Annotated in this window: 16 protein-coding genes, 2 tRNA genes and 1 pseudogene; 9 read left to right on the forward strand and 10 right to left on the reverse strand. The window is 63.8% G+C overall.

From position 1 onward, the window contains the following. Nucleotides 1–36 precede the first annotated feature (36 nt). Nucleotides 37–942 carry a LysR substrate-binding domain-containing protein gene (locus tag V1280_RS12505; RefSeq protein WP_334538282.1) on the forward strand — a complete coding sequence of 302 codons (906 nt, stop codon included), beginning with the start codon at nucleotides 37–39 and terminating at the stop codon, nucleotides 940–942. On the opposite strand, the gene V1280_RS12510 is transcribed toward V1280_RS12505, so the two are convergent. From V1280_RS12510 to V1280_RS12520, 3 genes are all read right to left on the reverse strand, one after another. Beyond that, nucleotides 943–2322, reverse strand: coding sequence for a rhomboid family intramembrane serine protease (locus V1280_RS12510; protein ID WP_334523763.1), 1380 nt, complete (start codon nucleotides 2320–2322; stop codon nucleotides 943–945). It lies immediately after the preceding gene. 121 nt (nucleotides 2323–2443) lie between these two features. After that, nucleotides 2444–2983, reverse strand: a complete 540-nt coding sequence (locus tag V1280_RS12515) for a cupin domain-containing protein (RefSeq protein ID WP_334523766.1) — start codon at nucleotides 2981–2983, stop codon at nucleotides 2444–2446. A 166-nt stretch (nucleotides 2984–3149) separates the two neighbouring features. Continuing rightward, complete coding sequence (locus tag V1280_RS12520; protein WP_334523769.1) at nucleotides 3150–3437, reverse strand: usg protein; 288 nt, start codon at nucleotides 3435–3437, stop codon at nucleotides 3150–3152. A gap of 387 nt (nucleotides 3438–3824) precedes the next feature. Between V1280_RS12520 and V1280_RS12525 the strand changes: the two genes are divergently transcribed. From V1280_RS12525 to V1280_RS12535, 3 genes and pseudogenes are all read left to right on the forward strand, one after another. Further along, nucleotides 3825–4139, forward strand: a complete 315-nt coding sequence (locus tag V1280_RS12525; protein WP_027518760.1) for a co-chaperone GroES — start codon at nucleotides 3825–3827, stop codon at nucleotides 4137–4139. Between the two features lie 44 nt (nucleotides 4140–4183). Continuing rightward, complete coding sequence (groL, locus tag V1280_RS12530) at nucleotides 4184–5824, forward strand: chaperonin GroEL (RefSeq protein WP_334523778.1); 1641 nt, start codon at nucleotides 4184–4186, stop codon at nucleotides 5822–5824. Between the two features lie 157 nt (nucleotides 5825–5981). Beyond that, a pseudogene (locus V1280_RS12535) lies at nucleotides 5982–6268 on the forward strand (GIY-YIG nuclease family protein). A 71-nt stretch (nucleotides 6269–6339) separates the two neighbouring features. On the opposite strand, the gene lepB reads toward V1280_RS12535, so the two are convergent. The 5 genes from lepB to V1280_RS12560 form a co-directional block, all read right to left on the reverse strand. Next, nucleotides 6340–7089 (reverse strand): signal peptidase I, encoded by a 750-nt coding sequence (lepB, locus tag V1280_RS12540; RefSeq protein ID WP_334523780.1) that lies wholly within the window; start codon nucleotides 7087–7089, stop codon nucleotides 6340–6342. Between the two features lie 164 nt (nucleotides 7090–7253). Then, nucleotides 7254–8417, reverse strand: a complete 1164-nt coding sequence (locus V1280_RS12545) for a slipin family protein (RefSeq protein WP_334523782.1) — start codon at nucleotides 8415–8417, stop codon at nucleotides 7254–7256. Nucleotides 8418–8752: 335 nt separating this feature from the next. Beyond that, nucleotides 8753–8817: transfer RNA gene (locus tag V1280_RS12550), tRNA-Asn, on the reverse strand. A 4-nt stretch (nucleotides 8818–8821) separates the two neighbouring features. Further along, a tRNA-Ser gene (locus tag V1280_RS12555) sits at nucleotides 8822–8893 on the reverse strand. Between the two features lie 192 nt (nucleotides 8894–9085). Beyond that, nucleotides 9086–9919 (reverse strand): LysR family transcriptional regulator, encoded by an 834-nt coding sequence (locus V1280_RS12560; RefSeq protein WP_334538283.1) that lies wholly within the window; start codon nucleotides 9917–9919, stop codon nucleotides 9086–9088. A gap of 128 nt (nucleotides 9920–10047) precedes the next feature. On the opposite strand from V1280_RS12560, the gene V1280_RS12565 reads away from it, so the two are divergent. The 3 genes from V1280_RS12565 to V1280_RS12575 all read left to right on the forward strand — a co-directional run bounded on the left by V1280_RS12565 (nucleotide 10048) and on the right by V1280_RS12575 (nucleotide 12193). Next, on the forward strand, nucleotides 10048–10641 hold the full coding sequence (locus V1280_RS12565) for a cysteine hydrolase family protein (RefSeq protein WP_334523784.1): 594 nt from the start codon (nucleotides 10048–10050) through the stop codon (nucleotides 10639–10641). Nucleotides 10642–10653: 12 nt separating this feature from the next. Further along, nucleotides 10654–11292 (forward strand): glutathione binding-like protein, encoded by a 639-nt coding sequence (locus V1280_RS12570; protein WP_334523786.1) that lies wholly within the window; start codon nucleotides 10654–10656, stop codon nucleotides 11290–11292. 76 nt (nucleotides 11293–11368) lie between these two features. After that, nucleotides 11369–12193, forward strand: a complete 825-nt coding sequence (locus V1280_RS12575) for an SDR family NAD(P)-dependent oxidoreductase (RefSeq protein ID WP_334523789.1) — start codon at nucleotides 11369–11371, stop codon at nucleotides 12191–12193. A gap of 74 nt (nucleotides 12194–12267) precedes the next feature. Here the strand turns inward: V1280_RS12575 and V1280_RS12580 are convergent, their stop codons facing one another. Further along, on the reverse strand, nucleotides 12268–13344 hold the full coding sequence (locus V1280_RS12580; RefSeq protein WP_334523792.1) for a DUF2778 domain-containing protein: 1077 nt from the start codon (nucleotides 13342–13344) through the stop codon (nucleotides 12268–12270). Between the two features lie 645 nt (nucleotides 13345–13989). On the opposite strand from V1280_RS12580, the gene V1280_RS12585 reads away from it, so the two are divergent. Both V1280_RS12585 and V1280_RS12590 read left to right on the forward strand, forming a co-directional pair. After that, entirely contained in the window at nucleotides 13990–14517 is a 528-nt protein-coding gene (locus V1280_RS12585; RefSeq protein ID WP_334523795.1) for a FecR domain-containing protein, read from the forward strand. 107 nt (nucleotides 14518–14624) lie between these two features. After that, nucleotides 14625–16511 (forward strand): CHASE2 domain-containing protein, encoded by a 1887-nt coding sequence (locus V1280_RS12590; RefSeq protein WP_334523798.1) that lies wholly within the window; start codon nucleotides 14625–14627, stop codon nucleotides 16509–16511. Between the two features lie 19 nt (nucleotides 16512–16530). On the opposite strand, the gene V1280_RS12595 is transcribed toward V1280_RS12590, so the two are convergent. Next, nucleotides 16531–18528 carry a glycosyltransferase gene (locus V1280_RS12595; RefSeq protein ID WP_334523801.1) on the reverse strand — a complete coding sequence of 666 codons (1998 nt, stop codon included), beginning with the start codon at nucleotides 18526–18528 and terminating at the stop codon, nucleotides 16531–16533. Between the last annotated feature and the right edge of the window lie 80 nt (nucleotides 18529–18608).

The raw sequence follows: 18608 nt of genomic DNA on the forward strand, positions 1-18608 counted from the left end.
ACTCCCCTATACGGATTTGATATGGCCACTAGACGGATGGGCTTGAAGCATGTGGAGGCTTTTCGGGCGGTCTTCGTGACGGGATCGATGACGCAGGCGGCTTTGCGCATGCATACCTCGCAACCCCAGATCAGCCGCCTGATCGGACAGCTGGAAGCGATCACGCAATTTCCGCTGTTCGACCGCAGTGGCGGTCGCCTCCGCCCGACCGTGGACGGATCGCGCTTTTTTCAGGAGGTCGAGAAGACCTTCATCGGCCTGGCGGGACTGGAGGCCAGCGCAGCCAGCATCCGCTCGTTCGGTATGGGTCGGCTCAGCGTTGCGGCGATGCCGCGCCTGGCCGGCGGCCTGCTGACGCGCATCGCGGCGCGTTTCAAAATAGACTATCCGCATGTGATGATCTCGATCCGATCCGGCACGGCGAGCGCCGTGCACGACTGGGTCAGCTCCGGGCTTTGCGATACCGGGCTCGCCATGCTGTACGGCGAGGTTGCGGGAGTGCATGTCGAACCGGTGCTCAAGACCCGTTGCGTCGCAATCATGCCGAAGGCGCATCGTCTTGCGCAGAAGAAGACGCTGCGCCCTGCCGATTTCGCCGATGAGGCCTTCATCTCCTTCGCCACGGGGAGTCCGCTGCACGATCGCATCGATACGATCTTCACGCAGGCCGGCGTCACGCGCCGCATTGTTGCCGAGACCGATCTGGGCGCATCGGTCTGCGCCCTGGTCGCAGCCCGCCTCGGCATCAGCATCATCAACCCGATTGCCGCGCATGATGAAAGCTCTGGCGCGGCTCTGATCACCCGCCCCTTCACCCCTGCTGTTCCCGTGACGATCGCGCTGCTCTATCCACCCTACGCCGCGCGCGGCCGGTTGATCGATGCCTTTGGCGAATATGCGCGCACGATCATGAATGAAGAATTGGGCTATCTCGAGCGGTAGTCAGCTGCACAACTTCGTCTTGTCCAACATGCGACGCACCTCACCCAGCTTGGCACGGCACGGCTCGGCCGCCATGGCCTTCGCCTCGCTGGACCGTCCTCGCGCAAGCAGCAGCTGCGCCAGCACAGCCTGCGCCGCGGATCGCACCGGCCCGCCCGCCACATCCGAAGGGGCGAGCGACACGGCGGTTTGCACTTCCGTCTCGGCAGCAATGAGGCTGTTTTGCTCAATGAAGAAGATCGCACGAAACAGATGAGCCCGCGGGTCTTTCGGGTAGCGGGTGATAAGATCGAGAGACCGGCTGGCCATCTCGCGCGTATTCGCCGGCATTTCCGATGCGCGGACATACTGCCTGGCATCGGCCATGTAGGACGAATAATGCAAAGCCGCGAAGCCGGCGCAGATCAGGGATCCGACGCATCCTGCGAGCAGCGTCATGCTGGCGCTCCGCGGCAGGTTGTCATAGGACCAGAAGACGAGCCACGGCATGATGGCCAGCGCGGCGCCGGCCAGCGCACCACCTGCATGGGCAAAATAGTCGACGTTGCCGGAGGCCCCAAAGGCGAGCGGCAGCAGTGCGGGAACACCGAAGAAGAGCGACGTCTTCAGCCTCGACATTGTTTGATCGGCGTCGGCTTCGGGGTCGAAGCTCGCGACAAACAGCGCGGCAATGAGCCCGGTAATGGCGCCGGACGCACCGACGCCCGGGATGCCGGGCGCGTTGCCCAGCAGCGAGCCGGCCTCGCCGGCCAGCGCACTGGCGACAAAGATCAGCGAAAACCAGCCACGGCCGATCAGAGGCTCCAGCCTGACGCCGACGATGAACAGCGCAATGCAATTGCCGATGAGGTGCCAGTCGCTGCCATGCAGAAGCGGCGCAAGGCCGATCCGCCACCACTCTCCCCTTCCAACAACCAGATCGTAGCTGGTCGCGCCATAGGCGATCAGCGAGCGGACATCGAGTGAGCCGTCCCGCGCAACGTCGATCGCCAGACTGCGTTGCAGCGCGAAGATCAGGAGCAGACCGAAAATCAGGCCAATGGTGAGGAAAGGGATATCGGAGAGAAGCTTGTTGTCGCTAAACAGCGTCTCCTCGCTGGACAAGGGCCGGGGAGCGATCGGCGCGGCGACGGGTTGAATCGATGCAGGTTGAAACGATCCCCTTGGGGTTGGCGCCACGACGCCGCGTCGGCCGAAAGTGTTGGTCGCCATGAAAACATTTCCCGCATTTTCACAGCCTCGAGTTGACGCGAGGAATATTTTCGACTGGTTAGCGCCCGCGCTTGCCGGCGGCTGAAACCATCCGAGTGGTAACGGCCCGGTTTCGCGGATCGGACGATTTTTAGTGATCGCGTGTCCCGCAAATCTCTCCGCCGTCATTGCGAGCGCAGCGAAGCAATCCAGAAGTGCGTCCGCGGAGACAGTCTGGATTGCTTCGTCGCAAGAGCTCCTCGCAATGACGAAGGAGAGACTGAGCGTCCTTACAAAAACGCGAGAGCGTCTACGCCTTCAACTCCACCGTCTTGAACTCCGCCGGCAGGATCACTTCCAGCAACTCCACGTCGTCCGAATAATCCAGAATCATGTGCTTGATCTTCGGCGGCTGGGTCCAGGCACTGCCTTCTTTCATCAGGGTCTCGCCCTGCCCGTCCATGTAGGTCTTCACCCAGCCCTTGAGCACGTAGACCATCTGGAAGTCGACGGCGTGGAAGTGCAGTTTTGACACTTCGGCCGGATCGCAGGGGCCTTGCAGGCGGATCACGTGGGCCTGCGCGAGGCCGTGACTGGCGGCGGCGATGCCGAGATCACGATACTTCGCGTAGGCGCGCAGGCCGTCGGCTTTGAAATCTTCCTCGCGGTGATGGCTGATGGCGATGCGCTGCTTCGGGCGTGCGGGTTTCTTGACGGACGACTTTGCTGTTGTCGTGCGCGCCTTCGACTTCACGGCCTTGCGCGCCGACGATCGCGCTGCGGGCTTGGCGCCGCTCCGCTTCTTCACCGCGGTCTGGGCTGCGCTGCGCGATTTTGTTTTCTTGGCCATGGGCGGCCTCCCCTGTTGTTATGAGGGAAAGGCTAGCACGGAAACAGGTCTCGTAGGGTGGGCAAGGCGAAGCGTGCCCACCATTGCAAATGAAGCGCGGAGAGATGGTGGGCACGGCGCGCGAAGTGCGCGCGCCTTTGCCCACCCTACGAGACCGGCGCTCTGATCAATTCAGCCGGAACACGCCATCCACAGCGCGCAGCTCGGCCGGCTTGATCAGCTTGGAATGCGCCACCGTCACCGAATGCAGCGGGCCGTCGAGCCTCTCCGTCCAGAACGCCAGGAAATCCTTCAACGCCGGGAATTTCGGAAACATGTCGTAGTTCTGCCAGACATAGGTCTGAAGCAGCGACGGGTGATCCGGCATCCGGTAGAGAATTTGGGCCGTCGTCAGCCCGTAGCCCAGCAGCTGTTTCCGGAAATCCTCGGAAACGGCACCAACCCGCAATCCCATGCCAACCTCCTTTGCAGGAGCGCATTCAGGGGTGGCTTGATCCGGTACCCGTTACGAGCCACCCGGTGGAGATGCGCTCACATGAGAGAAATGTGACGCAAACTGACAATCCATCTCAAGCCCAAAAGTTTAACAAGTTGTTGAAATTCAATGCTTTAGCAGCAGAGACGGCTCCGTGCTAATACGGCCCCCAAGACGTCCCTAAGACCGGTTAACGATGGTAAAGGATTCTGGCAGACAGGCCTTCAGAGTGCCGATTTTTCTGCTAGAAGCCCTTGCCCCCGCAAAATTCCTGTCCTATTTCAGCCTCGCCTGTGCTAGCACTCGCTGGCACGGACTGCTAACGCCCAAAAATCATCAACTCGTGCAAATGCTTAGGAGAGCTGCATGAAATTCCGTCCGCTTCACGACCGCGTCGTGGTCAAGCGCATCGACGCAGAAGAGAAGACCGCCGGCGGCATCATCATCCCCGACACGGCCAAGGAAAAGCCCTCCCAGGGCGAAATCGTCGCCGTCGGCCCGGGTGGCCGCGACGAAGCCGGCAAGCTGATCCCGATCGACCTGAAGGTCGGCGACCGCGTGCTGTTCGGCAAGTGGTCCGGCACCGAGGTCAAGATCGACAACGTCGATCTGCTGATCATGAAGGAAAGCGACATCATGGGCGTCCTCGACGTCCCCGCTTCCAAGAAGAAGGCGGCCTGAGAGCCACCTCTCTCTCCCAGCTAAACACCTAAGGAAAAATCCAGATGTCAGCTAAAGAAGTCAAATTCGGCGTAGATGCGCGCGACAAGATGCTGCGCGGCGTCGACATTCTCGCCAACGCGGTGAAGGTCACGCTCGGCCCCAAGGGTCGCAACGTCGTCCTCGACAAGTCGTTCGGCGCTCCCCGCATCACCAAGGACGGCGTCACCGTCGCCAAGGAGATCGAGCTCGACGACAAGTTCGAGAACATGGGCGCGCAGATGGTGCGCGAAGTCGCCTCCAAGTCCGCTGACGCGGCCGGAGACGGCACCACCACCGCAACCGTTCTCGCGGCTGCGATCGTTCGTGAAGGCGCCAAGTCGGTTGCCGCCGGCATGAACCCGATGGACCTGAAGCGTGGTATCGATCTGGCCGTGGAAGCCGTGGTCGCTGACCTCGTCAAGAACTCCAAGAAGGTCACCTCGAACGAGGAAATCGCCCAGGTCGGCACCATCTCCGCCAACGGCGACGCGGAGATCGGCAAGTTCCTCTCCGACGCGATGAAGAAGGTCGGCAACGAGGGTGTCATCACCGTCGAGGAAGCCAAGTCGCTCGAGACCGAGCTCGACGTCGTCGAGGGCATGCAGTTCGACCGCGGCTACATCTCGCCCTACTTCGTCACCAACGCCGACAAGATGCGCGTTGAGATGGACGACGCCTACATCCTCATCAACGAGAAGAAGCTCTCCTCGCTGAACGAGCTGCTCCCGCTGCTCGAGGCCGTGGTGCAGACCGGCAAGCCGCTGGTCATCGTCGCCGAGGACGTCGAAGGCGAGGCTTTGGCCACGCTTGTCGTGAACCGTCTGCGCGGTGGTCTGAAGGTCGCGGCCGTCAAGGCTCCGGGCTTCGGCGATCGCCGCAAGGCCATGCTGCAGGACATCGCGATCCTGACCGGCGGCCAGGCGATCTCGGAAGATCTCGGCATCAAGCTCGAGAACGTCACGCTCAACATGCTCGGTCGCGCCAAGAAGGTGATGATCGACAAGGAGAACACCACGATCGTCAACGGCGCCGGCAAGAAGGCCGACATCGAGGCGCGCGTGGCCCAGATCAAGGCGCAGATCGAGGAAACCACCTCGGACTACGACCGTGAGAAGCTCCAGGAGCGTCTTGCCAAGCTCGCTGGCGGCGTCGCGGTGATCCGCGTCGGCGGCGCGACCGAGGTCGAGGTGAAGGAGCGCAAGGATCGCGTTGATGACGCGATGCATGCGACCCGCGCGGCTGTCGAGGAAGGCATCGTCCCGGGCGGCGGCGTCGCCCTGCTCCGTGCTTCCGAGCAGCTCAAGGGCCTGCGCACTAAGAACGACGACCAGAAGACCGGCGTCGAGATCGTGCGCAAGGCGCTCTCCGCGCCCGCTCGCCAGATCGCGATCAACGCCGGTGAAGACGGCTCGGTGATCGTCGGCAAGGTCCTGGAGAACAAGGCCTACGCGTTCGGCTTCGACTCCCAGACCGGTGAATACGGCGACCTCGTCAAGAAGGGCATCATCGACCCGACCAAGGTGGTCCGTACCGCGATCCAGAACGCAGCCTCGGTTGCGGCCCTCCTGATCACCACGGAAGCCATGGTCGCCGAGCTGCCCAAGAAGGGCGGCGCCGGTCCGGCGATGCCCCCGGGCGGCGGCATGGGCGGCATGGACTTCTAAGTCCAGCCATTCAGGCAAGACACGAAATGCGAAACCCCGGCAGCGATGCCGGGGTTTTTGTTGCTCGCGCATGCACGCAAAGGTAGTATAACCGGATACTCCGTCATTCCGGGGCGGCGCAAAGCGCCGAGCCCGGAATCCATTTTACGACTTGCGCATGGCCTATTACGTCTACCTCCTCGCCAGCAAAAAGTACGGCACGCTCTATCTCGGCGTGACGAACGACATCGTTCGTCGGGTCCATGAGCATAAGACGAAGGCTGTTCGAGGCTTCAGCAAGAAATATTCCGTCGACAAATTGGTCTGGTACGAGATCTACGATGATCCGGTGACCGCGATTACCCGCGAGAAAGAACTCAAAAATGGCGCCGCGATTGGAAGATCCGGCTCATTGAGAAGCAAAATCCGCAGTGGACCGATTTGTATCCAGAAATTACGGTCTGACCTTGCGGATCAATGGATTCCGGGCTCGCGCTTCGCGCGCCCCGGAATGACGAGAAGAGAGAGGCCGCCCCCTACCCCACCTTCCCCATCCGATCCGGGCGCAGCTCGCCTCTGGAATCGAGCGACCAGAAGATCCGCGTCACCTTGCCGACCAGATTGTCCATCGGCACGAATCCCATCGCACTCATCGCACGGCTGTCGGTCGAGTTGTCGCGGTTATCGCCGAGCACGAAGACATGGCCCGGCGGCACCGTGACAACATTGGTGTTGTCGTAATAGCCGTTGTCGATGCAGTCGTAGGTGACGTAGTTCGCGTCGTTCGGCAGCACCTCGCGCCAGCGCTTGATTTTCGCACCGGCCTCCAGCCCGCAGGCCGCCCCGCCGCCGGCCAGATCCTTGAGCGCGACGCGTATCACCGGCTTGTCGTTGAGGACGAGTTGCCCCTGTCGCATCTGGATGCGGTCGCCGGGCAAGCCCACCACGCGCTTGACGTAGTCGACCGAAGTATCCTTCGGGTTGCGAAACACCACGATGTCGCCGTAGTGGGGGTCTGCGGCGAAGAAACGGCCGGAGATCCACGACGGCGCGAAGGGGAACGAATAGCGGTCGTACCCATAGGCGTATTTTGCGGCAAAGACGTAGTCGCCGACCACCAGCGTCGGCATCATCGAGCCCGACGGAATGTTGAACGGCTGATACAGGAAGATGCGAAACAGGAAGGGTGGCGACCACAGGATGGGCACGAGCAGGATCAGGACGACGATCGCCTTCCATTCCCGGGATCTGGCCCGCGGCCGGATGGTGTTTTCAAGAGTGGTCATCGCCTGTCTTGCCCGATGAAGTTGTGTACGGAGACTAGCGCAAGCGATGGCACGCGCAATGCCAATGCGCTCGATGAAGTTGGTCGCGGCGGCACCGTCACATGTTCAACGCAAGCGCATTGCGACAGATGGATGAAGGGCCGCCCGTAGGCGACCCTTCCGTTTCACGCGCTCTCGGGCGCCTTCAGACGCACGAGCCGGGTCAGGAGAGCATCGAGGCCCTCGCCGTTGCCGGCGTGGAGATCGATGCGGCCGACCTTCTCGACCAGCCGCTCCAGCGACTCCAGCTCCTTGAGCCGCAGCAGCAGGGGGTTCTCCTCCATCAGGCGGGCGGTGTTCAGGAGCGACCGCGTCGCCGCGGTCTCCTCCTGCCGGCGGATCAGGTTCGCCTTCGCGACCCGCTCCGCTTCCACCACCTTGTTCACCAGCTCCCGGATCTCGCCGGGCAGGATCACATCCTTGACGCCGAGCTCGGTCACCTCCACGCCGGACTCCGCGACGCGTGCACGCACATAGTCACGCAGCTCCGCATCGAGCGCCGCCTTCGCCGACAGCACCTCGTCCAGCGTCCGGCCCGCGACCGCCTCGCGGATTGCGAACTGCACCAACCGGTACAGCCACGCATCCACGTCGGGCACGGTCGCAACCGTGCGCTCGGGATCGACCACCCGGCGGAACGCCGTCAGCGTCACCCGCAGTGCGATGCGATCCTTGGTCAGCATCTCCTGCGCGGTGATCTCGACCGCCTGGGGCCGCAGGTCGAGGCGCTTCACCTCGATCTTGCGGCCGACGGTCCAGAAGGCGTGCCGGCCGGGCGCGAGCCGCTCGACGAGCCGGCCCTCGACGTAGAGCAGACCCGCTTCATGGTTCTCGACCACCGTCTCCGACGTCACGGTCGAACGGTTGCGCTCGATCATGGTCAGATGTCGCGCGCCGACCCGGGAATCAGCGGACACATCGATGCGCTCGACATCGATGCGGGTCGCGACCTTCCAGTAGACGCGCACCTGCCAGGGCGTCATCAGATGCACGGGCCGGCCGTCGAGGCTGACGATGGCGACCTCGTCCGCCCTGGTCTCGACCGCCTCGAGCAGCTCGGCGGCGAGATCGGGCCGCGCGGCCTTCAGCACCGCGTAGCGATCCGGGGGGAATTCGGTCCCCACGACGTTGTACACGGTGGCCGTCAGCTCGTTGCGCAGATCGAACAGGCGATGCCGCCCAGGCGCGACCACACGCTCGAGCTGGCCGTTTCGCGTCAGCAGCGCGCGCTCACCGTCCTTCACGGTGACAATCGTCGTCAGCCAATGCCAGGTCTTCTCGGAAGTCACGACACGTCTCCATCATTTGCCGCCGGCCCGTGGGCCATGCGGCAGGTTTCGTTTGCAAAGGACGTGAGGACGCGGACGACGCTTCCCAAGAAATCGGCGGGCCGTGGCTTGAGCTTGCGCGATGACGGGCGCACGCGCGCGATCGCGCGACAAAAGTCGCGCGGCCGAGCGGAGCCACCCGGCATCAGCGCAAGCGGTGTCCACCGCGGCGCGAAGCCGGTCTCACAGTGTCCAGGTTCGGACGGAAAGCCTTGCGGCAAAACGGCCGGACCGCGACTGAAGCGCGCGTCCGGTCCCCTTCAGAGGTATCAGCTTTTCAGGCTGAAACGGAGCGCTGGAGCGGGAATCGAACCCGCGACACGATGATTAACAGTCACCTGCTCTACCAACTGAGCTATCCTTCGTGGTGCAAGAGACCGGAATCGAACCGATGCCTTCGGGTTTCACCCCGACGCTCTCCATGAGCTACGTCCTGCGTTTGCCTTCATTCGGCGGAACACGAAACCGGAGACCGGCCCGCGCCAGCCGGGATCTCGGAGAGCCCGGACACATGGCCTAGCGAAGGAGCGGGCTAATAGACGAAGCACGTTCGGGTTGCAAGAGGGAAAGCCAAGATATTTCGTCGCGCGGCTTTCGCTGTGACGCGATCGTCACACCGCAGCAACGCCTCAACTGCGCGACATGCCCTGGAAACACGTCCTCACCCAGTCGATCGTCACGCGCGTTGCGGCGTCGCGCTTGAGGTGGTTCTGCACGAGCAGCCAGACGTCGCGCCGTTTCGGCAGCAGCGTGGCGCGCAGCCGGCGATCGCCGAGCAGATCCGCGCAAACATACTCCGGCAACACGCCGGCGGCCTGATGCGCGCGGATCAGGTTGCGGATGACGCGGACGTTGTCGGTGACGCAGCGCGCGCGGGCTTGCTTCGTGCGCAGGAATTGCATCTCGGGAATGGCACCGAGTTCGTCCGGATAGGCGCACAGCATCGGCTCGCCCTCGGTCGTAACAGGCTCGAAATAATAGAGCTTGATGTCACCGAGCCTGGAGATTGCGAAGTCGCCCTTGTCGGGCTTGCGCAGCCGGATGGCGAGATCGGCCTCCCAGCGCGAGAACTTGACGTTCTCGCTCGAGGTGAGGAATTGCAGCGTCAGGCCGGGATTGGCGCGCAGGAAGTCGCTCGCGCGCGGCGACAGCACCTCCTCGGCGACCGTGTTGGTGGAGGCGATGCGCAGGCGCCCCACCGGACCTGCCAGGCTCGCGCCGACGCGACCGATCTCGGCGGCATGCGCCGCCATCGCCTCGACATGCGCCAGCACCGCATCGCAACTCCGCGTCGGCCTGCGGACGCCGTCGGCGGCCTCGAACAAACGCAAACCGAGCGCACGCTCGATGCGCGATAGCCTGCGCCCGACCGTCGTCTCGTCGATGCGCAGCCGCGCGCTGGCACCCGCGTAGGTGCCCTCGTCCCTGACGGCAGCGATGATGCGCAGATCGTCCCAGTTCATTTGCCCGAGGTTATACTGGCCGAAAGCACCCTGCAATATCGCAGCCACCCGCTGCAATATCCCTGCATATCGGCAGGCACTCCCGGGGCTATGTTTGTCGAGCTTTTAGCCCCGGAGATGTCCAGACCATGACGACCGCAAAGACCCTGCTGCAGCTCGCCGGTGCCGACCTCAATCCGCCGCGTCTTGGCGACGCCGCGCTGGTGCTGATCGACATCCAGAACGAATATCTCGCGGGCCCGCTCGCCTTGCCCGACGCCAAGCCAGCGATCGCGCGGGCGGCTGCGCTCCTGGCACGGGCGCGCGAGAGCGGGGCCGCGATCATCCATATCGCCCATCGCGGCAGGGCCGGCAGCCTGTTCGATCGCGGCGCCGACCGCGGCGCCATCGTCGCTGAACTCACGCCCCGTGCCGGCGAGCTGGTGATCGAGAAGGAGTTGCCCAATGCGTTTGCCGGCACCGATTTGCAGGCGCGCCTTGCCGCGACCGACAGGAAGAACATCGTGCTGGCCGGCTTCATGACGCATATGTGCGTCTCCTCCACGGCGCGCGCCGCGCTCGACCTCGGCTTTCGCACGACGATCGACGCCGACGCCTGCGCCACGCGCGACCTGCCCGACGGCCGCGGCGGCACGTTGGACGCCCGGACCATCCACGAGGTCGCACTCGCCGAGCTATCCGACCGCTTCGCGATCATCGCGCGCGGCGATGCGCTGAAGTAACGGAGCAACGCGATGCTGCAGCTGTATTTCTCGCCGATGGCCTGCTCGCTTGCGAGCCGCATCGCATTGATGGAAGCAGGCCTCGATGCGCACTATCACCTGGTGCATCTCGAGACCAAAAAGGTCGCGGGCGACGACGGTGATTTTCGCGGCATCTCGCCGAAGGGCGCGGTGCCGGTCCTGGTGCTGGAGAACGGCGAGCGGCTGACGGAAAGCGCGGCGGTGCTGCAATACATCGCCGACCTGAACCCCGAGCGCGGTCTTGCACCGCGGCCGGGCGAAGCAGATCGCTACCGACTCCAGGAATGGCTGAGCTTCATCGGTACCGAGATCCACAAGGCCTTCCTGTTTCCGACCTTCTGGTACAAGGACGACGCCTCGCTGGCCAAGCCGCGCGCGAGGATCGGGCAGACATTGTCGGTGCCAGCGGCGCATCTTGCAGACCGTGAATTCCTCGTGGGTCAACGCTTCACCGTTGCGGATGCGCATCTCACCTGGGCTTTGCTGCTGCTCCGTGCCGCAACTGTCGACGTCGCGCAATGGCCGTCGCTTGTGGCCTATCTCGAACGCATGCAGGCGCGGCCCACAGTGAGAGAAGCGATCGCGACCGAGATGGCGCTGCGCAAGACCATGGCCGCAAGCGCGGCGTGACAGGGTCACTGGTGCAGGCGCTGGCGAATGGGTTAGATCTTGTGACCGACTAAATTTTCACGACGGGAACAAGATCATGACATCGCATGACGCTACGAAGATATTGGCAGGCAAGGTCGCGCTGGTGACCGGCGCGGGGCGCGGGCTGGGCCGCGCCTTTGCAGAGAGGCTCGCCGCGCTCGGCGCCGATGTCGCCATCCACGGCATGCGCGAGAACGGGCCGGCGGAATATGGCGAGGACACGACGCTGACCGCAGTGGCCGCAGAGATCGGCCGGCAATTCGGCGTCCGCAGTCAGCGCGTGCTCGGCGATCTCACGAAGGGCGACGACATCGCGCGCGTGGTTGCCGAGACGGAAGCCGTGCTCGGCCCAATCGACATTCTCGTGCACAATGCCGGCGGCGATATCGCAGCCGCGGGCGGCAAGCCCGATCCGAACGACGCGGTGAACATCAAGGAGGCGGATGTGCGCGCGGTGCTGGAGCGCAATCTGCTCTCGACCATCCTGACCTGCCAGGCGGTCGCGAAGGGCATGATGGAGCGGCGAACCGGCCGCATCGTCACGCTCGGCTCGGTCGCCGCTTTCAAGGGGCGCACCAATGGTTCGATCTACGCGGTGTCGAAGGCCGGCGTAACCCACTACACGCGATGCCTGGCCGACCAGCTCCGCCCCTACGACATCGCCGTCAATTGCATCGCCCCCGGCGATACCCGCACCGGCCGCTTCCTCGGCACCCGTGCGGTGGACCCGAACCGGATGGTCGAGACCGGCACGCTCGACCGCATCGCGACCGTCGACGAGGTCGCGCGCGTCGTCGAGTTCTTCGCAGGTCCCATGGGCGCGTTCGTCTCCGGCCAGGTGCTGCGGATCGACGGCGGCGGGCAGTGCTGGCCCGGCTGAAGAGCACGCGCGACGCTGAAAAAGAAAAGGGCCGCTGCGAGCGGCCCTTTTGCATCGTCTGGAATTGGTTGAGATCAGTCGACCCGCGCCAGCACCGCGAGCTTGCGGATGCCCTTGTTGCGGTAGGCGTCGAGGAACGCGTAATAGTCCTTGAACGACACGCAGCCATTGGAGTCGCCGTTCGGCCCGAGCATGAAGGTGTGGGCGAGCAGGCCATCGCGGCCGTAGATCGCGCTCTCGCCGCCGACCGGGGTCAGCCGCAGCGCCGGCACGCCGTGGAACAGCGCTTCGCGTGGCTTCAGATCGTAGATGTGCGGCGGGGTCACGCCGCGCATGCGAACGCGGGACGAACGCGGATCGTCGAGATTGGAGCCGAGGCCGGAATGCGCCTCAAGCTTGGTGCCGTCGGGCAGATACACAGTCTTGGCGGTGATGTCATAGACCGCGGTGTCGCGCCCATAGGGTGCCGAACCGCCGAGCATCGGGTTCTGCTCCTTCGGCGCGATGGCCGAGGTCACGCTGGCATCGGCCGAGGCATAAGCGAGCAAGCCGCCGGACGGCTCGCGCTTGCCCCAGAGCTTTTCAACCATCGACTGGCGCGGACCGGTGATCGACATCACCGCGGCCTTGGCGCGATCGGCAAAGGACTTTGGCTTGGCTTCGGGCGCCGGCACGATCTCGGCCGGATCGGCTGAGGCGAGCTGCACCGGGGCCTCGGCACGCTTGGTCTTCGCCGCGTCCGCGATCTTCTCGACGACCTTGGCCGGGCTCTTCAAGACTTCCGCGACCTTGGCGACGACGGTCGGCTTCGCCACGTCCCTGGCGTCCGCAACCTTCGTCGCGGGCGCAGCGCTCGCCGCGTTGGACTCGACGCCCTGCGTCGCCGCCGCGGCAAAGCGCTCGTTGAACATCTCGCGCGAAATCGGTGCAGCCACCTGCAGCCGGTCGGGCAGCAGCGCAAAGGTCTCCCGGATGGCCTCGCCCGCCTCGCGCAGCGCGACCCTGGGCGCACGCTTGACCACGGGCTCGTCGTAGCCAGAGCTGCCGACCGTCGGATAGACGCTGGCGGCGAAGATGTTGTTGTAGACGGTCCAGCCGGCAAGCACGACGCAGCCGATCACGGCCGCGCCAAGCACGTTTTGGGTGGTCATTTTCCGGGAAGACTTCCGATGAAAATTTTTGGGCTTCCGTGCCGCGTAACTTTGCGCAGCGATACTCGTACTCATTCGCCTTGCGTCCAGGACGGTGTCACTCAGTCCCCCTTCGAAGTGCCGCTGGTCACGTTCCGGAACCAGCATTTCGCAGAGGGTCGGAGCGTCATTAAGGCGACTTTTAGTTAAATGCGGATTAAGTTCTGGCGGATGTAGGGCAGGTCGTTAACGCTGTGCCATTTCGAGAAAAAGCCCGCAGAACTACGGACTTAGGCGAAACTGTTAACTATAATTCTCGGCCTGTTCGGCGCGGTCAGCGGACCTCTCCAGCCGCATCTCTAGACGCACCAACCAAGTCGTTTTCGTGGTCATCAATATCCGGAAGATAGCGGGGAAGCGTTGCGCGAGGCTGGTGCACGCAACTGCAGATGCCAGCAGAACGGCGGCAGCACACACATCACACATCGCGCACAGAGTGCTCACGCGGCACGGCGCCATGACTGAAAGTTGATCGCGCCGGTCTGGAAATTGCCGCAGCGCAAAAATAGCTAATCAACCCGGCACTTTTCAGCAGCCTCTGCACGTGATACGGTACCGTATCAACATCGCCTTGAACTGTGCCGAGCACGCAATACGGAGGCTGGCATGAGTGGGTTGTCGCGCGCCGGGTTTTGCGCCCTGGCGTGGTTATTTATGTTGATCGGATCCGCAACTGCACAGCCTGCCGCCAATGCGGGCTGCACGCCATCACCATCGGCCGCAGGGACGCAGACCTGGCGCTGCGACAACGGCATCACGATCGTTGCCGAAAACGGCGCCCGATTTGAACTAAACGACGCTAACCGCGACGGACATATTGACTCCGTGGAGTTGAGCAGCAAGGCGCTGCTGGTCGAGGTGCCCAAGAAGCCCGGCGGCAATCCCTTCAGGGTGCTGACGCCGCAAGCGATCGCCGCCGTGCGCGGCACCAAATGGGCGGTCGATGTCGCCGAGGCCAAGACCTCCGTGTTCGTCGCCAACGGCCGGGTCGGCGTGACCCGCAGGGCGGCGCGTGGACGCGGCGTCGTGCTGGGAGCCGGCGAAGGCGTCGACGTGGAAGCGACCGGTCCGCTGACCGTCAAGACATGGGGTCAGCCGCGCGTCGACGCGCTGATGGCAAGACTCGGTCAGTAAGCCTTGGCCAATAAGGCTCGGTCAATAAGACTCGGCCAATCAAACTCGGTCGTCACGACCTGCTCGGGCAGGCCCCGACAACAAAAAGAAGAATGCAGTACGACGGTATGAAGAGACGCGTTCAAACCCTGCTGGCACTTGTCCTCACCGCGCTGTGGGGCGCGGGCATCTATGCTGGCCACGCCAACGGTCATCTGCGCTTTCTCGATCGGCTCGAGGCGACGCTGACGGATTGGCGAACGCAGGTCCGCGGCGTGCAGGCTCCGCCCGATCTCGTCACCATTGTCGCCATCGATGACACCGTGGTGAAACGCGGCGGCACCTATCCGCTGCCGCGCGCCGATCTCGCCCGCGTGGTCGACACCATCGTGCAGTTCAAGCCGAAGGTCGTCGCGATCGACCTGCTGCTGATCGACCGCAGCGCGGCGATCGGCGACGCCACACTGGCCCACACGCTCGCCACCGGTCCCATGGTGCTCGCCGCCGCGGCGATCTTCCCGAGCGCGAGCGAAACCGTGGCGCCGGCCAGCGCCGGGCCGCTCGCCGCCCTGCCCCAGGCCGAGCGCTTCCTGCTGCCATTGCCGATGTTCGCCGATCACGCCGATGTCGGTATCGTCAACGTCGCGACCGGACAATCCGGCTCGCCGCTCTCGGTGCCGATGCTGTTCCGGACAGACGACAAGGTCGAACTGTCGTTTCCGCTGCGGGTCGCAAGCCGTGCACTCGACAAGCCGCTGACGATCGCACCCGACCATCTCATGCTCGGCGATCTCACCGTGCCGACGGACTCCGACTTTGCGCTGCCGATCACCTATTACGGCCCGCGCCGCACCATCCGCACGGTGAGCGCACAGAGCATTTTCGACGGCACGCTCGACCGCAACGCGATCGAGAACCGGATCGTCGTGATCGGCGCCGCCGTTGCCGGCGGCGGCGACTTCTTTCCGACGCCGTTCGATTCCCTGATGCCCGGTGTCGAGGTGATCTCGACCGCGATCACACATCTCGTCGCCGGCGACAGCATCGTGCGCGACCGCAAGGTTCACATCGTCGATGCGCTCATCGCGATCCTGCTGCCGATGCTGCTGGTGGGCTTGCTCGCCTGGCGACGGAGCGCACTCGGCGTCATCGTGGCAGCCGCGGTGATGGTCGCCTGGGCCGGGCTCAATCTGTTCGCGTTCACGCACGGAATCTGGCTCGATGCCGCGACCACGCTCGCGGCCGTGGTGCCACCGGTTGCGGTGTTGGTCGGCGTGCAATTGTGGGCAGGAGGCCGCCGCACGCAATATCTCGCCGCCAAGAGCCGATCGCTGGCGCAATTCCAGGCGCCGGCCGTGCAGGAGTGGCTGGCACGCGATCCCAATTTCCTGGCGAAGCCCGTCCGGCAGGATGCGGCCATCGTGTTCATCGATCTCTCCGATTTCACCGCACTGAGCCAGCAGATCGATCCGGACGAACTCCAGGACATCCTGCAAGCATTCCACGCGCTGATCGACCGGGCCGCGGTCGATTGCGGCGGCATGATCACCAGCTTTCTCGGTGACGGCGCCATGATCCTGTTCGGCCTGCCGAGCGCGATGCCGGATGACGCGGCGCGCGCGCTGAAATGCGCGATCGACCTGCATCGCGGCGTCGAGCGCTGGATGGCGTCACTGCCGCCTGTGATCGGCGACCGGCTCGGGTTCAAGATCGGAGCGCATTTCGGCCCGATCGTCGCCTCCCGCCTCGGCGAGAGCCACCAGCACATCACGGCAAACGGCGACACCGTCAATCTCGCGAGCCGGCTGATGGAGGTCGCCGCGCAAAACGATGCGCGGCTCGCATTGACCGAAGCACTGCTCGATGCGGCCGACTTTCACGGAGCGCCCGACGGTGTCCTGTCGGGCCCCCTGCTGACGCAGATCCGAGGCCGCTCCGGCGTCGTCACCGTGTGGTTCTGGCGCGACCAGAACAGGCCGAGCCAAGCCGCAGCCAAGGTCGAGATGATCGACTGAGGCCCGAGCTCGCTTCCGGCTATTGCGCCTTGCGCTTCAGTACGCCAAGGCCGCCCAGCTTGCCGCGCGACATCAACTCGCGGAAACTGTCGTTGAGGAGGATCTCGTCGACTTCGTCCGAGATCAGCTTCGCTTCGGCCTCGGTCATGACGTTGGAGGTGAACGAGCCGCTCACCTTCATGGCGTTGAGCACATCCTTGACCAGGGGCGCGCCATTGGACGGAATCTCCGGCGGCTGCCAATCGAGATCCTCGATCACGAAAAAGCCGCCCGGCTTCAGCGAGGGAAACAGCACGCCGAGCGTCAGATGCTGGTGCACCGAGGCGTGAGAGCCGTCGTCGATGACGATGTCCAGCGCGTTCTCTTTGCTTGCGAGCTCCGCCAGCATGGTCCGGTCGCCCTGATCGACGCGATGGATCCTGACCCGCGGATGGGAGAACCAGCTGAAGTCCTCGATGTCGGCGCCGATGACCTCGGCATTCGGGAAGTAGTCCAGCCACATCTGCAGCGACGGCACCTGATCCTGGGTCCAGCCTTCGACCCGCCCTCGGCACAGACCGATTTCCAGGATGCGAATGGGCTCGAGCGCCTTCGATCGGAACAGCTCGTGATAGATTCGCGTATAGTGATGGGCTAGATGGCCCTTGCAGATTGCGCCCTTGTCGGAGTCGTATTTCGCCGCAAGCTGCGTCAACCAGTTCGGCTCGAGCACCAGCTTCTTGAGATAACTTGCCACGCTCTGCTCCGGGACCGCATCGAAGCGCAGCCCCCTCTCGGCCCACATTTTTCCCCAGAGATGGACACCCGTCACACGGGGATCGCTCAAGAGATCGAAGCCCGCCCGGCCCTCGGCGGCAAACAAGTCCACTTCACGCCAGTCGATCGCGTTGAAGGTGGTCGGCGGCAGAATCGAGGATTGGAGTTCCTCGTCACCTGCCAGCAGATATTCGCTGAGCAACAGCGGCCCTACCGCGCCGTATTCGACGCGCTTTTCGCTGAAGAGCCGCTGCAGGGACAGCGCATACAGATTGGCCATGTGAGGCGAGCCCTTGGGTGCGCGCATCGCGTCGCCGGTGCACACATGCCCGTCCTCGACTCCCGACCATTGCGTCGAAAACACGTGCTCCCTGCCAAAATCCAGGGGCTTCACCAGCACGATGTCCGTATCGAGCCACCAGCCGCCGAATTCATGAAGGACGGCATAGCGGAAGATGTCGCTGAAGTAGCGGATCTCGCTGTTCAGAACGGCATGCTGGTAGATCGCACCCGGCACGAGGTTTGCCGCGTCGACCACCAAGACGCCGGGCGGCACACGTGCCTGCATGGCGTCGATATTGTCGTAAGTGTACAGCTTGACCGGATGGCCCTGGCGGACCATCGACTGAAGCGAGAGCCGCGACATCTCGCTCAGCGGCGCGTTCGACCAGAAGCAGTGAATGGGATCGCGGGCTTCTTGCAATCCCGGGTGGCTCCGAAGATGCGGATTGAACTGCCTGGTCAGAGCATTCCAGCCGCTGCGAGGGGCAGAACAGCACTCCGCAAGGAACGGCAATTTCTGATACGCGCGCGCGATCAGAAAGCAAAGGCTCGCCTGGTTGGCATGCCCCGCCCTGTTCAATGCGTTGCCAAAATTCTCCCAGATTGAGGGGTCAACGGGGTCGAGCGCCACCGCGCGCTGAAACGCCTCCAGCGCCTCTGCCTGGAGCCCCTTGCCTTGCAGAGCCGTCCCGAACGTTGCGAGATAAGTCGCCTTCATCTCATTGGTGAGGGCGCGACCGGCCCACTCGAGGGCGGCATCGTAATTCCCGTTGAGCAGAGACACACCGGCCATCAGGTGAAGCAGCCCGGCATGGTTCGCGTCCGAGGCCAGCCCTTCCCGGCAACGGGCTTCGGCCTGTTCGAGCTCGCCTGTCTTCAGGTGTCGAAGGCAGATCTGGTAGTACTCATCCCGCGTCAACGAAGACGGCCCTGTCGAAATCTCGTCTGCTCTTGCGAGAGTGCCGTCGTGATAATTCATCGGGGACCTTCCGGATCAAAGGAGAGCGGGCAGCAACCCGAATCCCGAGACTGCAGGAAGGTTGCCGCTTCTCACTATCC

This window comes from Bradyrhizobium sp. AZCC 2230, from assembly GCF_036924495.1.
Taxonomy (GTDB): domain Bacteria; phylum Pseudomonadota; class Alphaproteobacteria; order Rhizobiales; family Xanthobacteraceae; genus Bradyrhizobium; species Bradyrhizobium rifense.

Coding starts and splice junctions, on each gene's coding strand:
- V1280_RS12505 (WP_334538282.1), top strand. CDS start 37: ATGGGCTTGAAGCATGTGGAGGCTTTTCGGGCGGTCTTCGTGACGGGA.
- V1280_RS12510 (WP_334523763.1), bottom strand. CDS start 2,322: ATGACGGCGGAGAGATTTGCGGGACACGCGATCACTAAAAATCGTCCG.
- V1280_RS12515 (WP_334523766.1), bottom strand. CDS start 2,983: ATGGCCAAGAAAACAAAATCGCGCAGCGCAGCCCAGACCGCGGTGAAG.
- V1280_RS12520 (WP_334523769.1), bottom strand. CDS start 3,437: ATGGGATTGCGGGTTGGTGCCGTTTCCGAGGATTTCCGGAAACAGCTG.
- V1280_RS12525 (WP_027518760.1), top strand. CDS start 3,825: ATGAAATTCCGTCCGCTTCACGACCGCGTCGTGGTCAAGCGCATCGAC.
- groL (WP_334523778.1), top strand. CDS start 4,184: ATGTCAGCTAAAGAAGTCAAATTCGGCGTAGATGCGCGCGACAAGATG.
- lepB (WP_334523780.1), bottom strand. CDS start 7,089: ATGACCACTCTTGAAAACACCATCCGGCCGCGGGCCAGATCCCGGGAA.
- V1280_RS12560 (WP_334538283.1), bottom strand. CDS start 9,919: ATGAACTGGGACGATCTGCGCATCATCGCTGCCGTCAGGGACGAGGGC.
- V1280_RS12565 (WP_334523784.1), top strand. CDS start 10,048: ATGACGACCGCAAAGACCCTGCTGCAGCTCGCCGGTGCCGACCTCAAT.
- V1280_RS12570 (WP_334523786.1), top strand. CDS start 10,654: ATGCTGCAGCTGTATTTCTCGCCGATGGCCTGCTCGCTTGCGAGCCGC.
- V1280_RS12575 (WP_334523789.1), top strand. CDS start 11,369: ATGACATCGCATGACGCTACGAAGATATTGGCAGGCAAGGTCGCGCTG.
- V1280_RS12580 (WP_334523792.1), bottom strand. CDS start 13,344: ATGACCACCCAAAACGTGCTTGGCGCGGCCGTGATCGGCTGCGTCGTG.
- V1280_RS12585 (WP_334523795.1), top strand. CDS start 13,990: ATGAGTGGGTTGTCGCGCGCCGGGTTTTGCGCCCTGGCGTGGTTATTT.
- V1280_RS12590 (WP_334523798.1), top strand. CDS start 14,625: ATGAAGAGACGCGTTCAAACCCTGCTGGCACTTGTCCTCACCGCGCTG.
- V1280_RS12595 (WP_334523801.1), bottom strand. CDS start 18,528: ATGAATTATCACGACGGCACTCTCGCAAGAGCAGACGAGATTTCGACA.